A 17,408-nucleotide genomic window follows, 5' to 3' on the forward strand; every position below is an offset into this window, starting at 1 on the left:
GCAATCCTAGGCAGCCTATTGGTCTGTTGTAAGAACCATTAATGGTCTATTTCATAGGGCCAATTCATGCCAATCAGCACACCTTCGCTGATCTTCGATTTCGCCGGTATCGAGTTGGACCGGCGTCAAGGTTTGAGCCGTCAGCTCTACCAGGCATTGCGCCAGCGGATTCTCGACGGACGTTTGAGCGGCGGCACTCGATTGCCCGCCAGTCGCGATCTGGCAGCGGCGTTATCCATTTCGCGCAACAGCGTGATGCGGGCCTACGATCAGCTCTACGCCGAAGGTTTCACAGAGGGGCGCGTGGGGGACGGCACCTATGTGGCTCAACTGCCCGACAAAAAAGCTGCCGGCCGTAAACTATCCACAAAAGTGTCCACAGGGTTATCACCAAGCTTACCCACAGGCTTATCCACATTTTCTCAAAATGAGGCTGGTGATTTATCCAGTGAAGTTATCCACAGCGCTCCGCTGGCGTTGCTGGAACGGCATCATTTGAGCACTCATAAAACCGGTCTGCCGAGAGCCTTTCGGGTGGGAATTCCGGCGTTCGACCTGTTCCCGTTCGACGTGTGGGGCAAGCTGCACGCGGGTTTCTGGCGAAAACCGGGCTTGCATCATCTCGGCTACGGCGACCCGGCAGGGGAGTGGCGGTTGCGTGAGCTGATCGCGATTTATTTAAGAACATCTCGTGACTTGCAGTGCACCCCTGAACAAATTGTGATCACCTCCGGTGCGCAGCAGGCGATCACGCTTTGTGCACAGTTGTTATTGAACGATGGCGATGGCGTGGCGATAGAAAATCCGGGCTATCGTGCAGCCGGTCACGCGTTCGCAGTGGCAGGCGCCAGGTTGCGTGGCCTGCCAGTGGACCACGAAGGGATGCGCTGCCCGGATTCGGCGGACTGTAGGCTGGCCTACGTCACGCCGTCCCATCAGTACCCATTGGGCGTGACCATGAGCCTGGCGCGGCGGTTAGAACTGCTGGCCTGGGCCGAGCGCACGCAGGGCTGGATCGTCGAAGACGATTACGACGGCGAGTATCGCTACAGCGGCGCGCCGCTGTCGCCCCTGGCTGCATTGGACCGAAACGGTCGAGTGATCTACGTGGGCACGTTTGCCAAGGTGGCGTTTCCTGCGCTGCGACTGGGGTATCTGGTGTTGCCGCGCAATCTGGTCAAACCGTTCAGCCAGCGCCGGGCGGTGGACATGCGCCATTCGGAGATCGGCACTCAGGTGGTGATGGCCGAGTTCATCGCGGCGGGGCATTTTCAGCGGCATATCCGGCGTATGCGGCGGGCGGCGTTGAATCGGCGTGATGCGTTGTTGGCGGGCTGGCCCGAGCACATCTCCGGTTGCAGCCCGATGCCCAAGCCGTTGGCGGGGCTTCATGTGTCAGTGACGGTCGAAAGCCTTGCTCGTGAGCGGGAGCTGATTGCCAAGGCTGAGAGCGTGGGGGTCGAGCTTTCTCCTTTAAGCGATTACTGGCTACCGGATTCGGACACGCCTGTGGATAACCGGGCGGGGCTGGTGCTGGGATTTGCGGCGGTGCCCGAGGCGGATATCGCGTCGGCGTTGGCGCGGTTGCGGGGTGTTTGGTGAGTTGAGAGTGGTGACAGACCTTGTGGGAGCCGGCTTGCTGGCGAATACGGTATGCCAGCCAATTCATCTTTGACTGGCTCATCGTCTTCGCCAGCAAGCCGGCCCCCACAGGGATTGGCGCCAGAGTCAGGATCTCTGCCAAAAATTCCGACATAAGCCGTCGGATGTATACTCCCCATCGCAAACACATCCTGAGACACATCCATGAGCCTCCCTCTTTCCGCGTCGCCTGAGCGAAAGTTCGGCACGCCGCTGGTCGCCTTCATTCTGTTGGTGGTCGGTGCCTTATTCCTTCAATCCGCCGTTGGCGGCAAGCAAGTCCTGTTGCTGATCGTCGGTGCTGCGCTGGGCCTGACGCTGTATCACGCCGCGTTCGGTTTCACCTCGGCCTGGCGTGTGTTCATCAATGAACGCCGTGGCGCCGGTTTGCGGGCGCAGATGGTCATGCTGACGATTGCCGTGGTGCTGTTCTTCCCTGCATTGGGCGCAGGCACCTTGTTTGGTACGCCTGTCACCGGTCTTGTCGCACCGGCGGGAGTGTCGGTGGTGTTTGGCGCGTTCATTTTCGGCATCGGCATGCAGATGGGCGGCGGATGTGCGTCGGGCACCCTGTTCACGGTTGGCGGCGGTAATGCGCGGATGCTGGTGACCTTGCTGTTCTTCATCATCGGCTCGGTGGTCGCTACGCATCATGCGGACTGGTGGTTCTCGCTCCCATCGTTCCCGGCGACGTCCATCGTCAAAACCTTTGGCGTGATGCCTGCGCTGATCATGAGCCTGGCGCTGTTCGCGGTGATTGCGTTCGTGACCGTGAAGCTGGAAAAACGCCGCCACGGCGAGCTGGAAGCTGCGGTGACCAGTGAGCACGTGGGTTTGCGTCGTTTCCTGCGCGGTCCATGGCCGCTGGTCTGGGGCGCCATCGCGCTGGCGCTGCTCAACTACGCGACGCTGGCACTGGCCGGGCGCCCGTGGGGCATTACTTCGGCGTTCGCGCTGTGGGGCGCGAAGGCGTTGACCGCGATGGGCGTGGATGTCGGCAGTTGGGTGTTCTGGCAGATGCCTGCCAACGCCAAGGCGCTGGCCGCGCCGGTGTGGGAAGACATCACCACCGTCATGGACATCGGCATCATGCTGGGTGCGGCAGTGGCGGCGGGGCTGGCAGGACGTTTCTCGCCAAGCCTGAAAATTCCGACTCGTTCGCTGATTGCAGCGGTGCTGGGGGGGCTGTTGCTGGGTTACGGCTCGCGCTTGGCGTACGGCTGCAACATTGGCGCGTATTTCAGTGGCATCGCGTCGGGCAGCCTGCATGGCTGGTTATGGTTGATCGCGGCGTTCGCCGGTAATGCGGTGGGTGTGCGCTTGCGCCCGTTCTTCTTTGAAGGCGAGCGTCGTCCGGTGGTGTTAAGCGGCTGCTGATCACACCCTGACGTCATGGTGGAAATCCCCCCTGTGGGAGCGAATTCATTCGCGAAGCGGTGTGTCAGCCACAGACGATGTGACATGTGCCGACGCCATCGCGAATGAATTCGCTCCCACAGAGTTGATCGTTATACCGAGGTCAGCCTCAGGCGAGCTGCGCTTTCGCGACCTTGACGATGTTCTCCGCCGTAAACCCGAACTTCGCCTGCAACTTGTCGATCGGCGCGGAGGCGCCGAAGGTGTTCATCAATATCTTCCCGCCCGTCTGACCTACGTAACGGTCCCACCCCAGCGGGCCTGCCTGTTCCACAACCACCCGCGCTTTCACGTCTGGCGGCAATACGCTGTCGCGATAGGCCTTGCCTTGATGTTCGAACAGCTCCCAGCTCGGCATCGACACCACACGCGCCGCAATACCTGCGGCTTTGAGCTGCTCAAACGCCTCAACGGTCATCCCCACTTCGCTGCCCGTGGCGATCAAAATCACCTCGACCTTGCCCTCCACTGCGTCGGCTAACACATACGCGCCTCTGGCGACACCTTCAGCGCTGGCATATTTCGCGCGGTCCAGTGTCGGCATCGGCTGGCGCGATAGCACGATGCACGTAGGTTTGTGGGTCTGCGCCAATGCCACCTTCCAGGCTTCTTCGGTTTCGTTGGCGTCACCCGGACGCAAGGTCAGAAGGCCGGGGGTGGCACGTAGCTGAGTCAGATGTTCGATGGGCTGGTGGGTCGGTCCGTCCTCGCCAACGCCAATGGAATCGTGGGTGAAGACGAACACCACCGGCAGCTCCATGATCGCGGCCAGGCGGATCGGCGGCTTCATGTAATCGCTGAACACCAGAAAGGTCGAGGTATAAGGGCGCAGATACGACAGCGCCAAGCCATTGGCAATCGCGCCCATGGCATGTTCTCGCACGCCGAAATGCAGGTTGCGACCGCCATAGCTGCCTGCTTCAAAGCTGCCTGCGCCTGCGAACGTCAGATTGGTTTTGGTCGACGGCGAAAGGTCCGCCGACCCTCCGAGTAACCATGGGACCTGCTGGGCAAAGCCGTTCAGCACCTTGCCGCCTGCCGCCCTCGTGGCTTGACCCTTGGCGTCTGCTTCGAAACTGATCGCGGTATTGCGCCAACCCTCGGGCATCTCCCCGGCACGCATGCGTTGCAGTTCATCGGCCGACGCAGGTTGCTCTTTTTCAAAGCGGGCAAAGGTTTCCTGCCACTCCTCGAAATCCTTGGCGCTGCGTTCGAGCATGGCATCGCGCAGGTGATGGCGTGCTTCTTCAGGCACCAGAAACTGGCTGTTCTCGTCCCAGCCATAGGCCTTTTTGGTCAGTCGGATTTCCTCATCACCCAGTGGTTCGCCGTGAGCGGAGGCGGTGTTGTGTTTGTTTGGCGAGCCATAGCCGATCACACTGTCGACCACGATCAGCGTCGGCGCATCGTCAGTCTTGTGAAACGTGCGGATCGCCTCAGCCAGCGCAGCCGTATCGTTAGCGTCCTTCACGTGCAGGGTTTTCCAGCCATATCCCTCGAAGCGCTTTTGCACATCGTCGCTGTAGGCTAATTCCGTGTGGCCCTCGATGCTGATGGTGTTGTTGTCGTAGAGCCAGCACAGGTTCGACAGCTTCAAATGGCCCGCCAGCGACGCCGCTTCGGCGGTCACGCCTTCCATCATGTCGCCGTCCCCGCAGAGCACGTAGACGTTGTAGTCGAACAGCGTCGCGCCGGGCTTGTTGAAGTGTTCACCCAGCCAGCGCTCGGCCATCGCCATCCCGACGCTATTGGCGCAGCCCTGACCCAGCGGACCGGTGGTGGTTTCAACGCCTGTGGTCATGCGGTACTCCGGATGGCCCGGCGTCTTGGAGTTCAGTTGGCGGAAGTGTTTGATGTCATCGAGGCTTACCGCTGGTTTGCCGGACGGCTTGCCGTGCTCGTCGATCTCGACCACGCCCGCCAAGTGAAGCAGCGAATACAGCAGCATCGACGCGTGACCGACCGACAGCACGAAACGGTCGCGATTGGGCCAGTCTGGATGCTCCGGATGGTAACGCAGGAAGCTTTTCCACAGCGTATAGCCCACCGGCGCGAGCGCCATGGGCGTGCCGGGATGGCCGGAGTTGGCTTTCTGCACCGCATCCATGGCCAGCGTGCGAATCGTGTTGATGGTCAGTTGGTCGGTTTCATTGGCGTTCGGCGTAGCAGGCGAGCCCATGACGTTCTCCTCAAAGACGAATAGCTGAAACGTTCAGACAGGGTTGAGCACGTGCGAGGCGGGTTCGTTCCATGAAATATCCGAGGCGGGCGACCACGAAGAATGTTTCAGGATTTTCCAGCGCCGAACCAATGACCCCCTTCGTATTCGAACCCCTTGGAACCCGAGTGTGTTACCGGGTGTTGTAAAGCCGAGGGGGTGGGCATTGCAGGACATGATCATCAGGAAGTACCGCGCCATGATCAAAACGTTTACCTACATCGGCTGGTCGCTGTTCTGGCTGCTGATCTGGGACGTGATTGTGACGGTGGATTTCATGCTCTATCTGGAGCCCAAAATCACCTTGCCGTCGATGCCGCTGACCTTGCTGGGTTCGGCATTGGTGGTGTTGACCAGCTTTCGTAACTCAAGCGCGTACAACCGGTGGTGGGAAGCCCGCACGTTGTGGGGTGCACTGGTGAACAATTCCCGCAGCTATGCGCGGCAAGTGCTGACGTTGATCGACGACGAAGACGACCTGAACCCGGTCAAGGCCGTACTGTTGCGTCGGCATGTGGCCTACGTGGAGTGTCTGTCGGCGCATTTGAAGGGCAGCGATTGCGATGAAGACGTCACTGCGATGATCTCGCGTGAGGAATACGACCGGCGCAAACGCACCAACAACTTTCCCAACGACATTTTGAACGTCTCTGCGGCGATCCTTGCGGACGAGTACAAGGCCGGGCGGCTGGACAGCATTCGTCTTGAGAGGCTGGAAGCGACGCTGGTGGAAATCTCCAACTGCCAGGGCGGCATGGAGCGGATCGCCAACACACCGCTGCCTTACCCCTACGTCACCTTTCCGCGGTTGTTCATCACGCTGTTTTGCATCATCGTGCCCATTGGCCTGGTCGAGACGCTAGGCTGGTTCACGCCGTTGGCCTCGACTGTTGTGGGCTTCATGCTGTTGGCCATCGAGAAAATCGGCACCGACCTGCAAAGCCCGTTCAAGGCGTCGGAGCACGAGATTCAGATGAAGGCGTTGTGCGCGAATATTTCGGGCAACCTGAACTCCATGTTGCGGGATGCCACCGAGAAGCAGCGCTAGTGATTCGATGAAATATGGGGAACACAGCCTGTGGGAGCCGGCTTGCTGGCGAATGCGGTCTGTCAGCTATGGATGTACTGACTGACCCGCCGTATTCGCCAGCAAGCCGGCTCCCACAAAGTTGTCATCCGGTTCCGGTCATCAAGTACCCGATTTGATTTTGGTCCACACCCGCGTCCGTGCCCGCTCGGCATCACGCGGCAACGGCGTCAGGGTGTACAGCGTTTTCATGGCTTCAGCAGTCGGGTACAGGTTCGGGTTGTTGCGGATCGACGGGTCGACCATGTCGGTCGCGTCCTTGTTCGGGTTTGGATAGCCGACAAAGTCGCTGATTGGCGCGATCACTTTCGGTTGCAGGAGGTAGTTGATGAAGGTGTGGGCATCTTCCACATCCTTGGCGCCTTTCGGGATCGCCAGCATGTCGAACCAGATGGGCGCGCCTTCTTTCGGCAGGCGCATGTCCACGGTTACACCGTTCTTCGCTTCCTTGGCCCGGTTGGCCGCTTGCGAGAAGCTGCCCGAGTAGCCCACGGCCACGCAGATGTCGCCGTTGGCGATGTCGGCCATGTACTTGGACGAATGGAAATAGGTGATGTATGGACGGATCTTCATCAGCAAGGCTTCGGCCTTGTCGTAGTCCTTGGGATTCTTGCTGTTCGGATCAAGCCCCAGATGCTGCAGGGCCAGCGGCAGAATCTCTGAAGGTGAATCCAGCAGCGTCACGCCGCAGGCCTTCAGCTTGCTGATGTTCTCTTCCTTGAAGATCAGGTCCCAACTGTCCACCGGCGCGTTGTCGCCCAGCGCGGCTTTGACTTTGTCCGGGTTGAAACCGATCAAAATGGTCCCGTACATGTAAGGCACGGCGAACTTGTTGCCCGGATCGTTCGCCTCCAGCAGCTTCATCAGGCTCGGATCGAGGTGCGAATAGTTGGTCAGCTTGCTCTTGTCCAGCGGCTGGAACACCCCGGCCTGGATCTGCTTGGCCAGAAACACGTTGGACGGCACCACCACGTCGTAGCCCGAGTTGCCCGTCAGCAACTTGGCTTCGAGGGCTTCGTTGGTGTCGAAAATGTCGTAGATCAGCGGGACTTTGGTGTCCTTTTTGAAGTTTTCCAGCGTCTGCGGCGTGATGTAATCGAACCAGTTGTACACGCGCAGGGTTTTCGGCTCGTCGGCGTGCACCGCGCCGCCGAGCATGGCCGCGCAGAGGGCGGGGACGATAAGGCGCTTGAGTCTGTTCATCGTTATCTCTCTTCTTGTCTCGCAGATGGGAGGGGTCAGACGCGTTCAAAACCTTCCAGCACGTTCACGGCATTGATGCCGATTTCTTCGACGGCATACCCGCCTTCCATCACGAACAGCGTCGGTTTGCCCAGGCGCGCGATGCGTTCGCCCATGCGCAGGTAATCCGGGCTGTCGAGCTTGAATTGTGAGATCGGGTCGTCCTTGAAGGTGTCCACACCCAGCGACACCACCACAACGTCAGCGCCGAAGCGGTCGATCTCGTCGCAAGCTTTCTCCAGCGCGGCGCTCCAGATCGCCCAGTCACTGCCAGCAGCCAACGGATAGTTGAAGTTGAAGCCTTCACCCGCACCTTCGCCGAGCTCGTCCTCGTAGCCTAGGAAGAACGGGAACTCGGCTTCCGGATGGCCATGAATCGAGGTGAACAACACGTCGCTGCGTTCGTAGAAAATCGACTGCGTGCCATTGCCGTGGTGATAGTCCACGTCGAGGATCGCGACCTTTTTGTGGCCCTGGTCGAGGAATGCCTGCGCAGCAATCGCGGCGTTGTTCAGGTAGCAATAGCCACCCATGACGTCACTGGCGGCGTGGTGCCCTGGCGGGCGGCACAGGGCGAAGGCACTGCGTGCGCCTTTCTGAATTTCAGCCTGAGCGGTCAACGCAACCTGCGCTGCACTGTATGCCGCTTGCCAGGTGCCCGCGGTGATCGGTGCCCCTGCGTCAAAGGTGTAATAGCCCAGTTGGCCGTGCAGGCTGGTGGGCATGACCGAGCGCAGTGTGCGCGCAGGCCAGGTGTAGGGCAGCAGGTCGCCTTCCGGGTTGGTGGCGGCCCAGCGATCCCATGCGCCTTTGAAAAATTCCAGAAATGCCTCGGTGTGAATGCGCTTGATCGGCTCGATGCCGAAATCCTGCGGGCCTTCCACGGCACCGATTTCGCGGTCTTTCACGCGTTGCAGCACATGGTCGGCGCGCGACGGCATTTCGAAGCAGGGCATCAATTTGCCGTCGATCAGCTCGCAGCGGCCATGATGCAGATGATGATCGTCTGAATAGATCGTCAGCATTTTCTTGTTCTCCTGTGGGCTAAGGTGTCCGACATTCTTGTGGCGGACGGCTTTTTGGAGAACGACGGAAACGGCCAAAAGGGGATGTATTCGGCCATAAAAGCTGTCCGAAAATCGCCCCTGAATAGGGCGCGCTGCCCCGTTTGGAGGCGTGCTGCTACAGGAATGGGGGTCGGGCGTCAGGCCCGAAACTGGCTCGGCGCCACGCCGCTCCAGCGAATGAATGCATGACGAAAGCTCGCCGTTTCACTGAACCCCAGCACTTCGGCGATGTGATGAATCGGCATCTGATCGTCTTGCAGCAATTGCTTGGCCCGTTCGAAGCGTAGCTCGTCGAGCAATTGCTGATAACTGCTGCCCGTGGCCTGCAAATGGCGGCGCAACGTGCGCTCAGAGCAGTTCATTTTTTGCGCAAGCGTTCGCAGGCTGGGCGTCTGGTCCAGTTGGTCGGCAAGCAGCTGACGGATGCGTCCCAGCCACGCCTGGCGTCCGGTGAATTCGATGTTCTGGCGTCGGCAGCGCTCTCGCATGTCGCGATGGGTGACGGGATCGGCGAGGGTCAGCGTCTGATCGAGCCAGCGTCTGTCGAAGGCAAAGGCGTTGTCTTCGGCATTGAAATACAGCTCGCAATGGAAGCTTTCCCGATAGCTGGCCTGGTAATTCGGTGCCGCATGGGTGAAGCGCGCAGCCGATAGCGGCAAGGGTTTGCCCAGCAAGTCGTCGCAAATCACTTTCAGCGAGGCCATGCACAATTCGGCATTGAACACGCGCAGGCCCTCGTCGTCCCGGTAATCACTGGCGCTGAACCAGATGAGTTCGCCGTCCTCGATCAACTGTAATTCGAACAGCGTGCCCAGCAGTGCCGGATACTCCAGCGCCAGGCGCAGGGCGTCACCGAAAGTGGCACTGGTGAGCAGGGCGTAACCGAGAATCCCGTAAGACGACACATGCATGCGCCGCCCGAGCGGCAAGCCGATCTCCCGACGCAGCGCTACGGCGTTGGCGCAGACCTGCATTTCCTGAAAGGTGGTGATGCGAATGTCCGGTCGGCTCAGGTCCGCTTCCGTGATCCCGCTCCCGGCCAGCAACGCCTCGCTGCCCCATCCTTCGGCGGAAAAGGTTTCCAGCACCAAAGAGACGGCGTTGAGAGTGGTCAGGTGAGAGTGAAGCATGAAGGCGCATTCCGTTTTTTGGGTCGGAATGGGGGAGCAAGAGATGTGCCGGATAAAACCGCGTAAGTCAGCGTTGTTAGGTGCTCGTTGATCGGCCGCTTTCGCGAGCAAGCCGGCTCCCACAGGTTTTGTGCCTGACTCATCATCCAGGCTGAAACAAATCCCTGTGGGAGCCGGCTTGCTGGCGAAGGCGTGTTGAGTCGCGCAACAGGATGTCAGTCTGGCGGCTTACTGCAGTTCCCCACACACATCCAGCTCCACCAACCGCCGCACGTCATCCGCTGTCAGGCCCGCACCCAGCAACGCATGCAGTTTGCCGAACGCCGCTTCGCGGGTCATGCCGCCACCGGACAGCACACCCACGCCGCGCAAGCGGCTGCCTGCTTCGTAGACGTCCAGCTCCACACCACCTTCATGGCATTGGGTGATCGCGATTACGCAGATGCCTTGTTGGTGAGCGCGTTGCAGGCTGTCTAGGAAGGCCGGGTTATCGCTGGGGCCGGTGCCGCTGCCGAAGCATTCAAGGATCAGGCCCTGAATGCCGCTGCCGAGCAGGCCGTCCAGTTGAGCGGCGCCGATACCGGGAAACAGTGGCAGCACGGCGACATTGGCCAGCGTCTTCGGTTGGCGATAACCCAGCGCCGTAGGCAGCGTGCCGACGGCCTCCCCGCCCCGCGAACGGTTGAGAGCGGCAAACGGATTGCGGCCGAAGCTGCGAATCTTCGCGCAGCGGGTTGGCTGCATCAGCTCGCCGTGGAAGTACAAATGCACCCCCGACGGCAGGCCATTGCCCAGCGCTTGCAGGGCGCCGTTGACGTTTTCCCAGGCATCGCTGTCCGGCACGCCAGCAGGCAGCATGGAACCGGTGAACACCACTGGCGCATCCAGCTCCAGCAACTGAAAGCTCATGGCCGCAGCGCTGTAGGCGAGGGTGTCGGTGCCGTGCAGGATCAGCACGGCATCGCAGCCCTTCACGTCCACCGCATCGATCACCGCCTCGCGCAGACGATGCCAGTAGGCGGGCGTCATGTTGGCGCTGTCGATCAGCGGAGACATCTCGCAAAATTGCCATTGCGGCACTACCAGCTCGGGCAGTGCGGCAAGTTGTTCGGCCATCCGCGCTTCGAAACCGGAGGCGGGCGCCAGACCGTTTTCACTGGCCTGCATGCCGATGGTGCCACCGGTATAGAGCACCATCACGTGCTGAGCCGGTGCGGCGTTTTCGCGATTCATGGATGTCTCCCTGGACTGACTTCGGATGATTAACGTGCGTCGACGGCGGGGCTGCCAGTGACCGCTTCAGCGTTGGCCGCCGGTTGTTCCTGACCCGGTTTTGGCCAGGCTTTGAGGTCCAGATCCAGATCGGGGAACTGGCTGGAGTCGAACACTGGCGTTTCGATGCCCGCCTTACGCTGTGCATCGTAGTCGTTCAGGATACGCAAACCGATCTTGAACAGCATCGCCAAGGCAATCAGGTTCACGAATGCCAGCAGTGTCATCGTGATGTCGGCAAAGGCGAATACGGTGCCTAGGTCTTCCACGGCGCCCCACAGGATCAGTGCCAGCACCAGCGCACGGTAGCTGATCAGCGCCTTGCGGCTCTCGCCGACCAGGAAGCGCAGGCTGTTTTCTCCCAGGTAGTAGTTGTAGAGAATCGAGGTGAACACGAATAGCGCCAGTGCAACGCTGATGAACACGCGACCCCAGTCACCCACGACCGCTGCCAGCGAGTTTTGCGTCAGTGCAATGCCGTCGCCTTCGAAGCCCGGGGTATAGAAGCCGGACAGCAGGATCAGCAACGCGGTGCAGGTGCAGATGACGAAGGTGTCGAGGAACACGCTGAACGCCTGAACCACGCCTTGCGCGACTGGGTGCTTCACTTCAGCCACGGCTGCCACGTTTGGCGCGCTGCCCAGACCGGCTTCGTTGGCAAACACGCCACGCTTCACGCCCATGACGATAGCGCTGCCCAGCAGGCCGCCGAAGACTTCGTCCAGACCGAATGCGCTTTTGACGATGGTCATCAGCATGTGCGGAACGTGTTCGAACTGCACGCCGATCACGTAAAGGGTGACGCCGATGTAGACCAATGTCTTCACCGGAACCAGCAGGTCGGCGACTGCCGCGATCCGCTTGATGCCGCCAATGAATACCAGCCCCAGCAACACAGCCAGCGCAATGCCCGAATAGCCCGGCGAAACACCGAATGCGTTGTTCAGGGAGTGGGTCACAGCGTGGGATTGCAGACCGTTGAACGCGAAGCCGAAGGTCACCAGCAGCAGAACGGCCATGACCATACCGAGCCAGCGCTTGCCCAGACCGTGCTGAATATAGAAAGAAGGGCCACCGCGATACTGACCATCGGAGTCGCAGCGTTTGTACAACTGGCCGAGGGCGCATTCGAAGAAGCTGCTGGCCATGCCGACCAGAGCAGTGACCCACATCCAGAACACCGCGCCCGGTCCGCCCAGGGTCACGGCGATGCCGACACCGGCGATGTTACCGGCACCGACGCGGCCGGCCAGACTCAGCATCAGGGCCTGAAACGAACTCAATTGGCCAGAGCTGCTGCGCAGGCTTTCGCGAAAGACCGCGAACATGTGCAAGAAATGACGTAATTGAACGAAACGCGAGCGAATCGTGAAGTATCCACCGAGCCCGACGATGAGCACGATCAGCAGTTTTCCCGAAAGGAAGTCGTTGATGACTTCAAGCATTGTTGTTGCCTCGCTTTTTTAGAGGGGGCGCACTATACCGGTGCGCGTTATTGGAGTCTGTAAACCGTTTCTGCTTTTGAGCCCGTATCGCTCTCTGTGTGGGTGCTTGTCCGTCCTGGGCGTTCGATCTGTAGCAGTCCTGCGTGCCGGCGTTGACGTCATCGAAATCGCTGCCGCCGGCAAGCCGGACTGCTACAGGGAGCGTTTCGTTTTCAAAATTCGATTCGCAAAAATGCGGATAAAAAAAAGGGCCTGGAAGCGTCTCCTTCCGGCCCTCAAAAGGGTGAGGGGTGTCTAGGCCCTCAGCCTGGTGATCGTGTTGCGTGTCCCGCGCAGGCCTGGCATCAGGCTTTCAGCGGAACCAGGCGTGGAGCAATCATGTTCTCGGGGCGCAGGATGTCGGCGAGCATCGCTTCGTCGAGCAAGCCCTCTTCGCGCACCAGTTCCAGCACGCCACGGCCTGTTTCCAGTGCGACGCGGGCGATGCGGGTGGCGTTCTCGTAACCGATGTACGGGTTCAGCGCAGTGACCAGGCCGATCGAGTGCTCGACCAGTTCACGGCAGCGTTGTTCGTTGGCGGTGATGCCGACGATGCAGTGTTCGCGCAGCATGTCCATGGCGCGCTGCAGCAGACGGATCGAGTCGAAGATCTTGTAGGCGATCAGCGGCTCCATCACGTTCAACTGCAATTGACCGCCTTCGGCCGCCACGGTCAGGGCCAGGTCGTTGCCCATGATCTCGAAGGCGCACATGTTCACGGCCTCCGGAATCACCGGGTTGACCTTGCCCGGCATGATCGAGCTGCCTGGCTGGCGCGCTGGCAGGTTGATTTCGTTGATGCCGGTGCGCGGGCCGCTGGACAGCAGGCGCAGGTCGTTGCAGATCTTCGACAGTTTGACGGCGGTACGCTTGAGCATGCCCGAGAACAGCACGAAGGCGCCCATGTCGGAGGTGGCTTCGATCAGGTCGGCGGCTGGAACCAGTGGCTGGCCGCTGATGATCGCCAGACGCTCGACCGCCAGGGATTGATAGCCGGGGTCTGCGTTGATGCCGGTGCCGATGGCGGTGCCGCCCAGGTTCACTTCTGTCAGCAGCTCAGGCGCCAGGCTGCGCAGGCGGTTGAGGTCTTCGGTCAGCGTGGTGGCGAAGGCGCGGAATTCCTGGCCAAGGGTCATCGGCACCGCGTCTTGCAATTGGGTACGGCCCATTTTCAGGACGTGGGCGAATTCCTGGCCTTTGGCAGCGAACGCTTGAATCAGGCTGCTGAGGCTGGCCAGCAAGGCATCGTGACCCAGCAGCAGACCCAGGCGAATGGCTGTCGGGTAGGCGTCGTTGGTCGACTGCGCCATGTTTACGTCGTTGTTCGGGTGCAGGTATTTGTATTCGCCTTTGGCATGGCCCATCGCTTCAAGAGCGATGTTGGCGATGACTTCGTTGGCGTTCATGTTGGTGGACGTACCGGCGCCACCTTGAATCATGTCAACCACGAACTGTTCGTGGAAGTCGCCGCGAATGAGGCGGGCGCAGGCTTCGCTGATCGCTGCGTGTTTCTCGTCGCTCAGATGGCCCAACTGATGGTTCGCATCGGCAGCCGCCTGTTTGACCATGGCCAGGCCGACAACCAGTTTCGGGTAGTGCGAAAGTGGAACGCCGGAGAGGTGAAAGTTATTCACCGCGCGCAGGGTCTGGATGCCGAAATAGGCATCAGCGGGTACTTCGAGGGTGCCAAGCAGGTCTTTTTCGATGCGAAATGATGCAGCGGAGGACATGATAGAGAAACTCTCAGGAGAGACACGGGCTAAGCCGGAACGCCTTGAATACTAGGCTTGTGGGCGATTGCGAACCAATGCTGTTAAGCGCTAGCCTATGCACGAACGGCATAATGAAGATGTGACGTTCGGATTGTGACGAGCGTATGAATGTGCTCGGCCGATCATCGCCAATGGGCGCAAACCTGTGGGAGCGAATTTATTCCGCGGCGATCCGACGATTGGCCGGCACATCCGATGCAAATGTGTCGCCCGCACCATTGCATCGCGAATGAATTCGCTCCCACAGGGGATAGCGATTTCAATCGCAACAAGGCGTAGAGCCCGATTCGTCCAAGCTCTGGAGAACAAAATGAACCTGGAAAGCAAATGGCTGGAAGACTTCAGTGCGCTGGCGGCCACCCGCAGTTTCTCCCAGGCGGCGGAGCGTCGATTCGTCACGCAGCCCGCATTCAGCCGACGTATTCGCAGCCTTGAAGCTGCGCTCGGGCTGACGCTGGTCAATCGCTCACGCACGCCCATCGAGCTGACGGCAGCAGGGCAGTTGTTTCTGGTGACCGCGCGCACGGTCGTCGATCAGCTCGGCGAAGTGTTGCGTCACTTGCATCATCTGGAAAGCGGGCAGGGTGAGGTGATGCAGATTGCTGCCGCGCACTCCCTGGCGTTGAGCTTCTTCCCGCGCTGGATCGCCCAATTGCGCAACGAGGGCCTGAACATCGCCACGCGATTGGTCGCGACCAACGTTGGCGACGCCGTGCATGCCCTGCGCGAAGGTGGTTGTGACCTCATGCTCGCGTTCTACGACCCGGACGCGGCGTTGCAGATGGACGCTGAAATCTTCCCTTCGCTGCATTTGGGCATGACCGAAATGCTCCCCGTTTGCTCAGTGGATGCCGACGGCAAGCCGTTGTTCGATCTGGAGGGCGATCAGAGTGTGCCGTTGCTGGCCTACAGCGCGGGGGCTTTTCTGGGGCGTTCAGTGAACTTGCTGCTGCGCCAGCGAGCCCTGCGCTTCACCACCGTGTACGAAACCGCCATGGCCGACAGCCTCAAGGGCATGGCGCTGCAAGGCCTTGGCATCGCTTGGGTGCCACGCCTTTCCATCGCTGCCGAGTTGGAACGGGGCGAGCTGGTGGTGTGTGGCGGCCCTCAATGGCATGTGCCGCTGGAAATCCGGTTGTACCGTTGTGCGCTGGTGCGCAAGGCCAATGTGCGGCTGTTGTGGCGCAAGCTGGAAGGGGGTGCCGCGCAGCCGGCCGCTTGACCTGAAAGTCAGTAAGTACAAGGCTTGCGAGGCCGGTTTCATTGGCTGACAGGAGGTCATTACCGCTCTGTCAAATGCGACTCTTTGCGGTATACTGCGCGGCCTTTGGCCGGTTGCACTGGTCATAATTCGTACGACAAGCCACGCCGGTCTTCCCGCGTGGCTTGTTGTTTTTAGACGCGCCTGCGGGCGCCCGATGAAGAGGCACGACGATGAGCGCACTGGTTGGCGTGATCATGGGCTCCAAGTCCGATTGGTCCACCCTTAGCCACACCGCCGACATGCTGGAAAAGCTCGGCATTCCGTACGAAGTCAAAGTGGTTTCGGCCCACCGTACGCCGGACCTTCTGTTCCAGTACGCCGAAGAGGCCGAAGGCCGTGGCATTGAAGTGATCATCGCAGGCGCTGGTGGGGCTGCTCACCTGCCGGGCATGTGCGCAGCCAAGACACACTTGCCGGTACTGGGCGTTCCGGTTCAGTCCTCGATGCTCTCGGGCGTCGACTCCCTATTGTCCATCGTGCAAATGCCTGCGGGCATTCCGGTCGCGACGCTGGCTATTGGCAAAGCGGGCGCGATCAACGCCGCGTTGCTGTCCGCCAGCATCCTGGGCGCCAAGCACCCGCAATTCCACGCGGTGCTGAAGAAATTCCGCACTGAGCAAACAGACAGCGTTCTGGACAATCCTGACCCACGCGAGGCCTGAGGTTTTCATGAAGATCGGTGTAATCGGTGGCGGCCAACTGGGTCGCATGTTGGCGCTGGCGGGCACTCCGCTGGGAATGAACTTCGCGTTTCTTGACCCTGCTCCGGACGCTTGCGCCGCTGCACTGGGCGAGCATCTGCGTGCCGATTACGGCGATCAGGACCACTTGCGCCAACTGGCAGACGAAGTGGATCTGGTGACCTTTGAATTCGAAAGCGTGCCTGCCGAAACCGTGGCGTTTCTGTCGCAGTTCGTGCCGGTTTACCCGAGCGCAGAAGCCCTGCGCATCGCCCGCGATCGCTGGTTCGAAAAGAGCATGTTCAAGGACCTGGGCATTCCGACGCCTGCGTTCGCCGACATTCAGTCCCAGGCGGATCTGGACGCGGCGGTTGCCAGCATCGGCCTGCCTGCCGTGCTGAAAACCCGGACACTGGGTTATGACGGCAAAGGTCAGAAAGTGCTGCGCAAGCCGGAAGACGTGGTCGACACCTTTGCCGAGCTGGGCAGCGTGCCGTGTCTGCTGGAAGGCTTCGTGCCATTCACGGGGGAAGTCTCGTTGATCGCAGTGCGCGCTCGCGATGGCGAAACCCGTTTCTACCCGCTGGTGCACAACACCCACGACAGCGGCATTCTGCGCTTGTCCATCGCCAGCACCGATCACCCATTGCAGGCGTTGGCTGAAGACTACGCCGGTCGCGTGCTCAAGCAACTGGATTACGTGGGCGTGCTGGCTTTTGAATTCTTCGAAGTCGACGGCGGCCTCAAAGCCAACGAAATTGCCCCACGCGTTCACAATTCCGGCCACTGGACCACCGAAGGTTCGGAGTGCAGCCAGTTCGAAAACCACCTGCGCGCGGTTGCCGGTCTGCCACTGGGTTCGACTGCTAAAGTGGGCGAGAGCGCGATGATCAACTTCATTAGCGAAGTGCCTGCTGTGGACAAAGTCCTCGCTATCGATGACTGCCATCTGCATCACTATGGCAAAGCGTTCAAGGCCGGTCGCAAAGTGGGTCATGCCACCGTGCGTAGCCAGGACCGTGCGACGCTGGATCGTCAGGTCAAGTTGGTTCAGGCCCTGGTCAAGAGCTGATCACCCAGGTTCTCCTGTAGGAGCCGCACTGTCCCGTTGAACCATTCGTCGCTTACACCCCTC

The 17,408-nt window shown here is 60.3% G+C and carries 13 protein-coding genes; 6 read left to right on the top strand and 7 right to left on the bottom strand.

What is annotated here, in order from left to right; translation table 11 throughout:
* The first annotated feature begins 66 nt into the window (after positions 1-66).
* Together ACI5GA_RS16545 and ACI5GA_RS16550 are read left to right on the top strand one after the other, a co-directional pair.
* Positions 67-1,602: a PLP-dependent aminotransferase family protein gene (locus ACI5GA_RS16545; RefSeq protein ID WP_421423452.1), complete on the top strand. Its 1,536-nt coding sequence runs from the start codon at positions 67-69 to the stop codon at positions 1,600-1,602.
* 204 nt (positions 1,603-1,806) lie between these two features.
* Positions 1,807-3,018, top strand: a complete 1,212-nt coding sequence (locus ACI5GA_RS16550) for a YeeE/YedE family protein (RefSeq protein ID WP_404635576.1) — start codon at positions 1,807-1,809, stop codon at positions 3,016-3,018.
* A gap of 148 nt (positions 3,019-3,166) precedes the next feature.
* Here ACI5GA_RS16550 and tkt read toward each other — a convergent pair whose 3' ends face one another.
* Positions 3,167-5,236, bottom strand: a complete 2,070-nt coding sequence (gene tkt, locus ACI5GA_RS16555; RefSeq protein ID WP_421423454.1) for a transketolase — start codon at positions 5,234-5,236, stop codon at positions 3,167-3,169.
* A gap of 205 nt (positions 5,237-5,441) precedes the next feature.
* Between tkt and ACI5GA_RS16560 the strand changes: the two genes are divergently transcribed.
* Complete coding sequence (locus ACI5GA_RS16560; RefSeq protein ID WP_404635572.1) at positions 5,442-6,323, top strand: bestrophin family protein; 882 nt, start codon at positions 5,442-5,444, stop codon at positions 6,321-6,323.
* Positions 6,324-6,464: 141 nt separating this feature from the next.
* Here the strand turns inward: ACI5GA_RS16560 and ACI5GA_RS16565 are convergent, their stop codons facing one another.
* The 6 genes from ACI5GA_RS16565 to ACI5GA_RS16590 form a co-directional block, all read right to left on the bottom strand.
* Positions 6,465-7,565, bottom strand: coding sequence for a polyamine ABC transporter substrate-binding protein (locus tag ACI5GA_RS16565; RefSeq protein ID WP_421423457.1), 1,101 nt, complete (start codon positions 7,563-7,565; stop codon positions 6,465-6,467).
* A 35-nt stretch (positions 7,566-7,600) separates the two neighbouring features.
* Positions 7,601-8,629, bottom strand: a complete 1,029-nt coding sequence (locus ACI5GA_RS16570; protein ID WP_404635568.1) for a histone deacetylase family protein — start codon at positions 8,627-8,629, stop codon at positions 7,601-7,603.
* A 179-nt stretch (positions 8,630-8,808) separates the two neighbouring features.
* Complete coding sequence (locus ACI5GA_RS16575; protein WP_421423459.1) at positions 8,809-9,801, bottom strand: AraC family transcriptional regulator; 993 nt, start codon at positions 9,799-9,801, stop codon at positions 8,809-8,811.
* Positions 9,802-10,029: 228 nt separating this feature from the next.
* Positions 10,030-11,034 (bottom strand): asparaginase, encoded by a 1,005-nt coding sequence (locus ACI5GA_RS16580; protein ID WP_421423461.1) that lies wholly within the window; start codon positions 11,032-11,034, stop codon positions 10,030-10,032.
* 29 nt (positions 11,035-11,063) lie between these two features.
* Positions 11,064-12,518, bottom strand: coding sequence for an alanine/glycine:cation symporter family protein (locus ACI5GA_RS16585; protein WP_404635562.1), 1,455 nt, complete (start codon positions 12,516-12,518; stop codon positions 11,064-11,066).
* A gap of 344 nt (positions 12,519-12,862) precedes the next feature.
* Complete coding sequence (locus ACI5GA_RS16590; RefSeq protein WP_404635560.1) at positions 12,863-14,287, bottom strand: aspartate ammonia-lyase; 1,425 nt, start codon at positions 14,285-14,287, stop codon at positions 12,863-12,865.
* 352 nt (positions 14,288-14,639) lie between these two features.
* On the opposite strand from ACI5GA_RS16590, the gene ACI5GA_RS16595 reads away from it, so the two are divergent.
* The 3 genes from ACI5GA_RS16595 (at position 14,640) to ACI5GA_RS16605 (ending at position 17,345) form a co-directional block, all read left to right on the top strand.
* On the top strand, positions 14,640-15,551 hold the full coding sequence (locus ACI5GA_RS16595; RefSeq protein WP_421423464.1) for a LysR substrate-binding domain-containing protein: 912 nt from the start codon (positions 14,640-14,642) through the stop codon (positions 15,549-15,551).
* A gap of 212 nt (positions 15,552-15,763) precedes the next feature.
* Entirely contained in the window at positions 15,764-16,255 is a 492-nt protein-coding gene (purE, locus tag ACI5GA_RS16600; protein WP_074754780.1) for a 5-(carboxyamino)imidazole ribonucleotide mutase, read from the top strand.
* 7 nt (positions 16,256-16,262) lie between these two features.
* Positions 16,263-17,345: a 5-(carboxyamino)imidazole ribonucleotide synthase gene (locus ACI5GA_RS16605; protein ID WP_421423467.1), complete on the top strand. Its 1,083-nt coding sequence runs from the start codon at positions 16,263-16,265 to the stop codon at positions 17,343-17,345.
* Positions 17,346-17,408: the final 63 nt, after the last annotated feature.

Origin of the sequence: Pseudomonas sp. Pseu.R1, from assembly GCF_045764065.1 — a bacterium.
In the GTDB taxonomy this organism is placed as follows: domain Bacteria; phylum Pseudomonadota; class Gammaproteobacteria; order Pseudomonadales; family Pseudomonadaceae; genus Aquipseudomonas.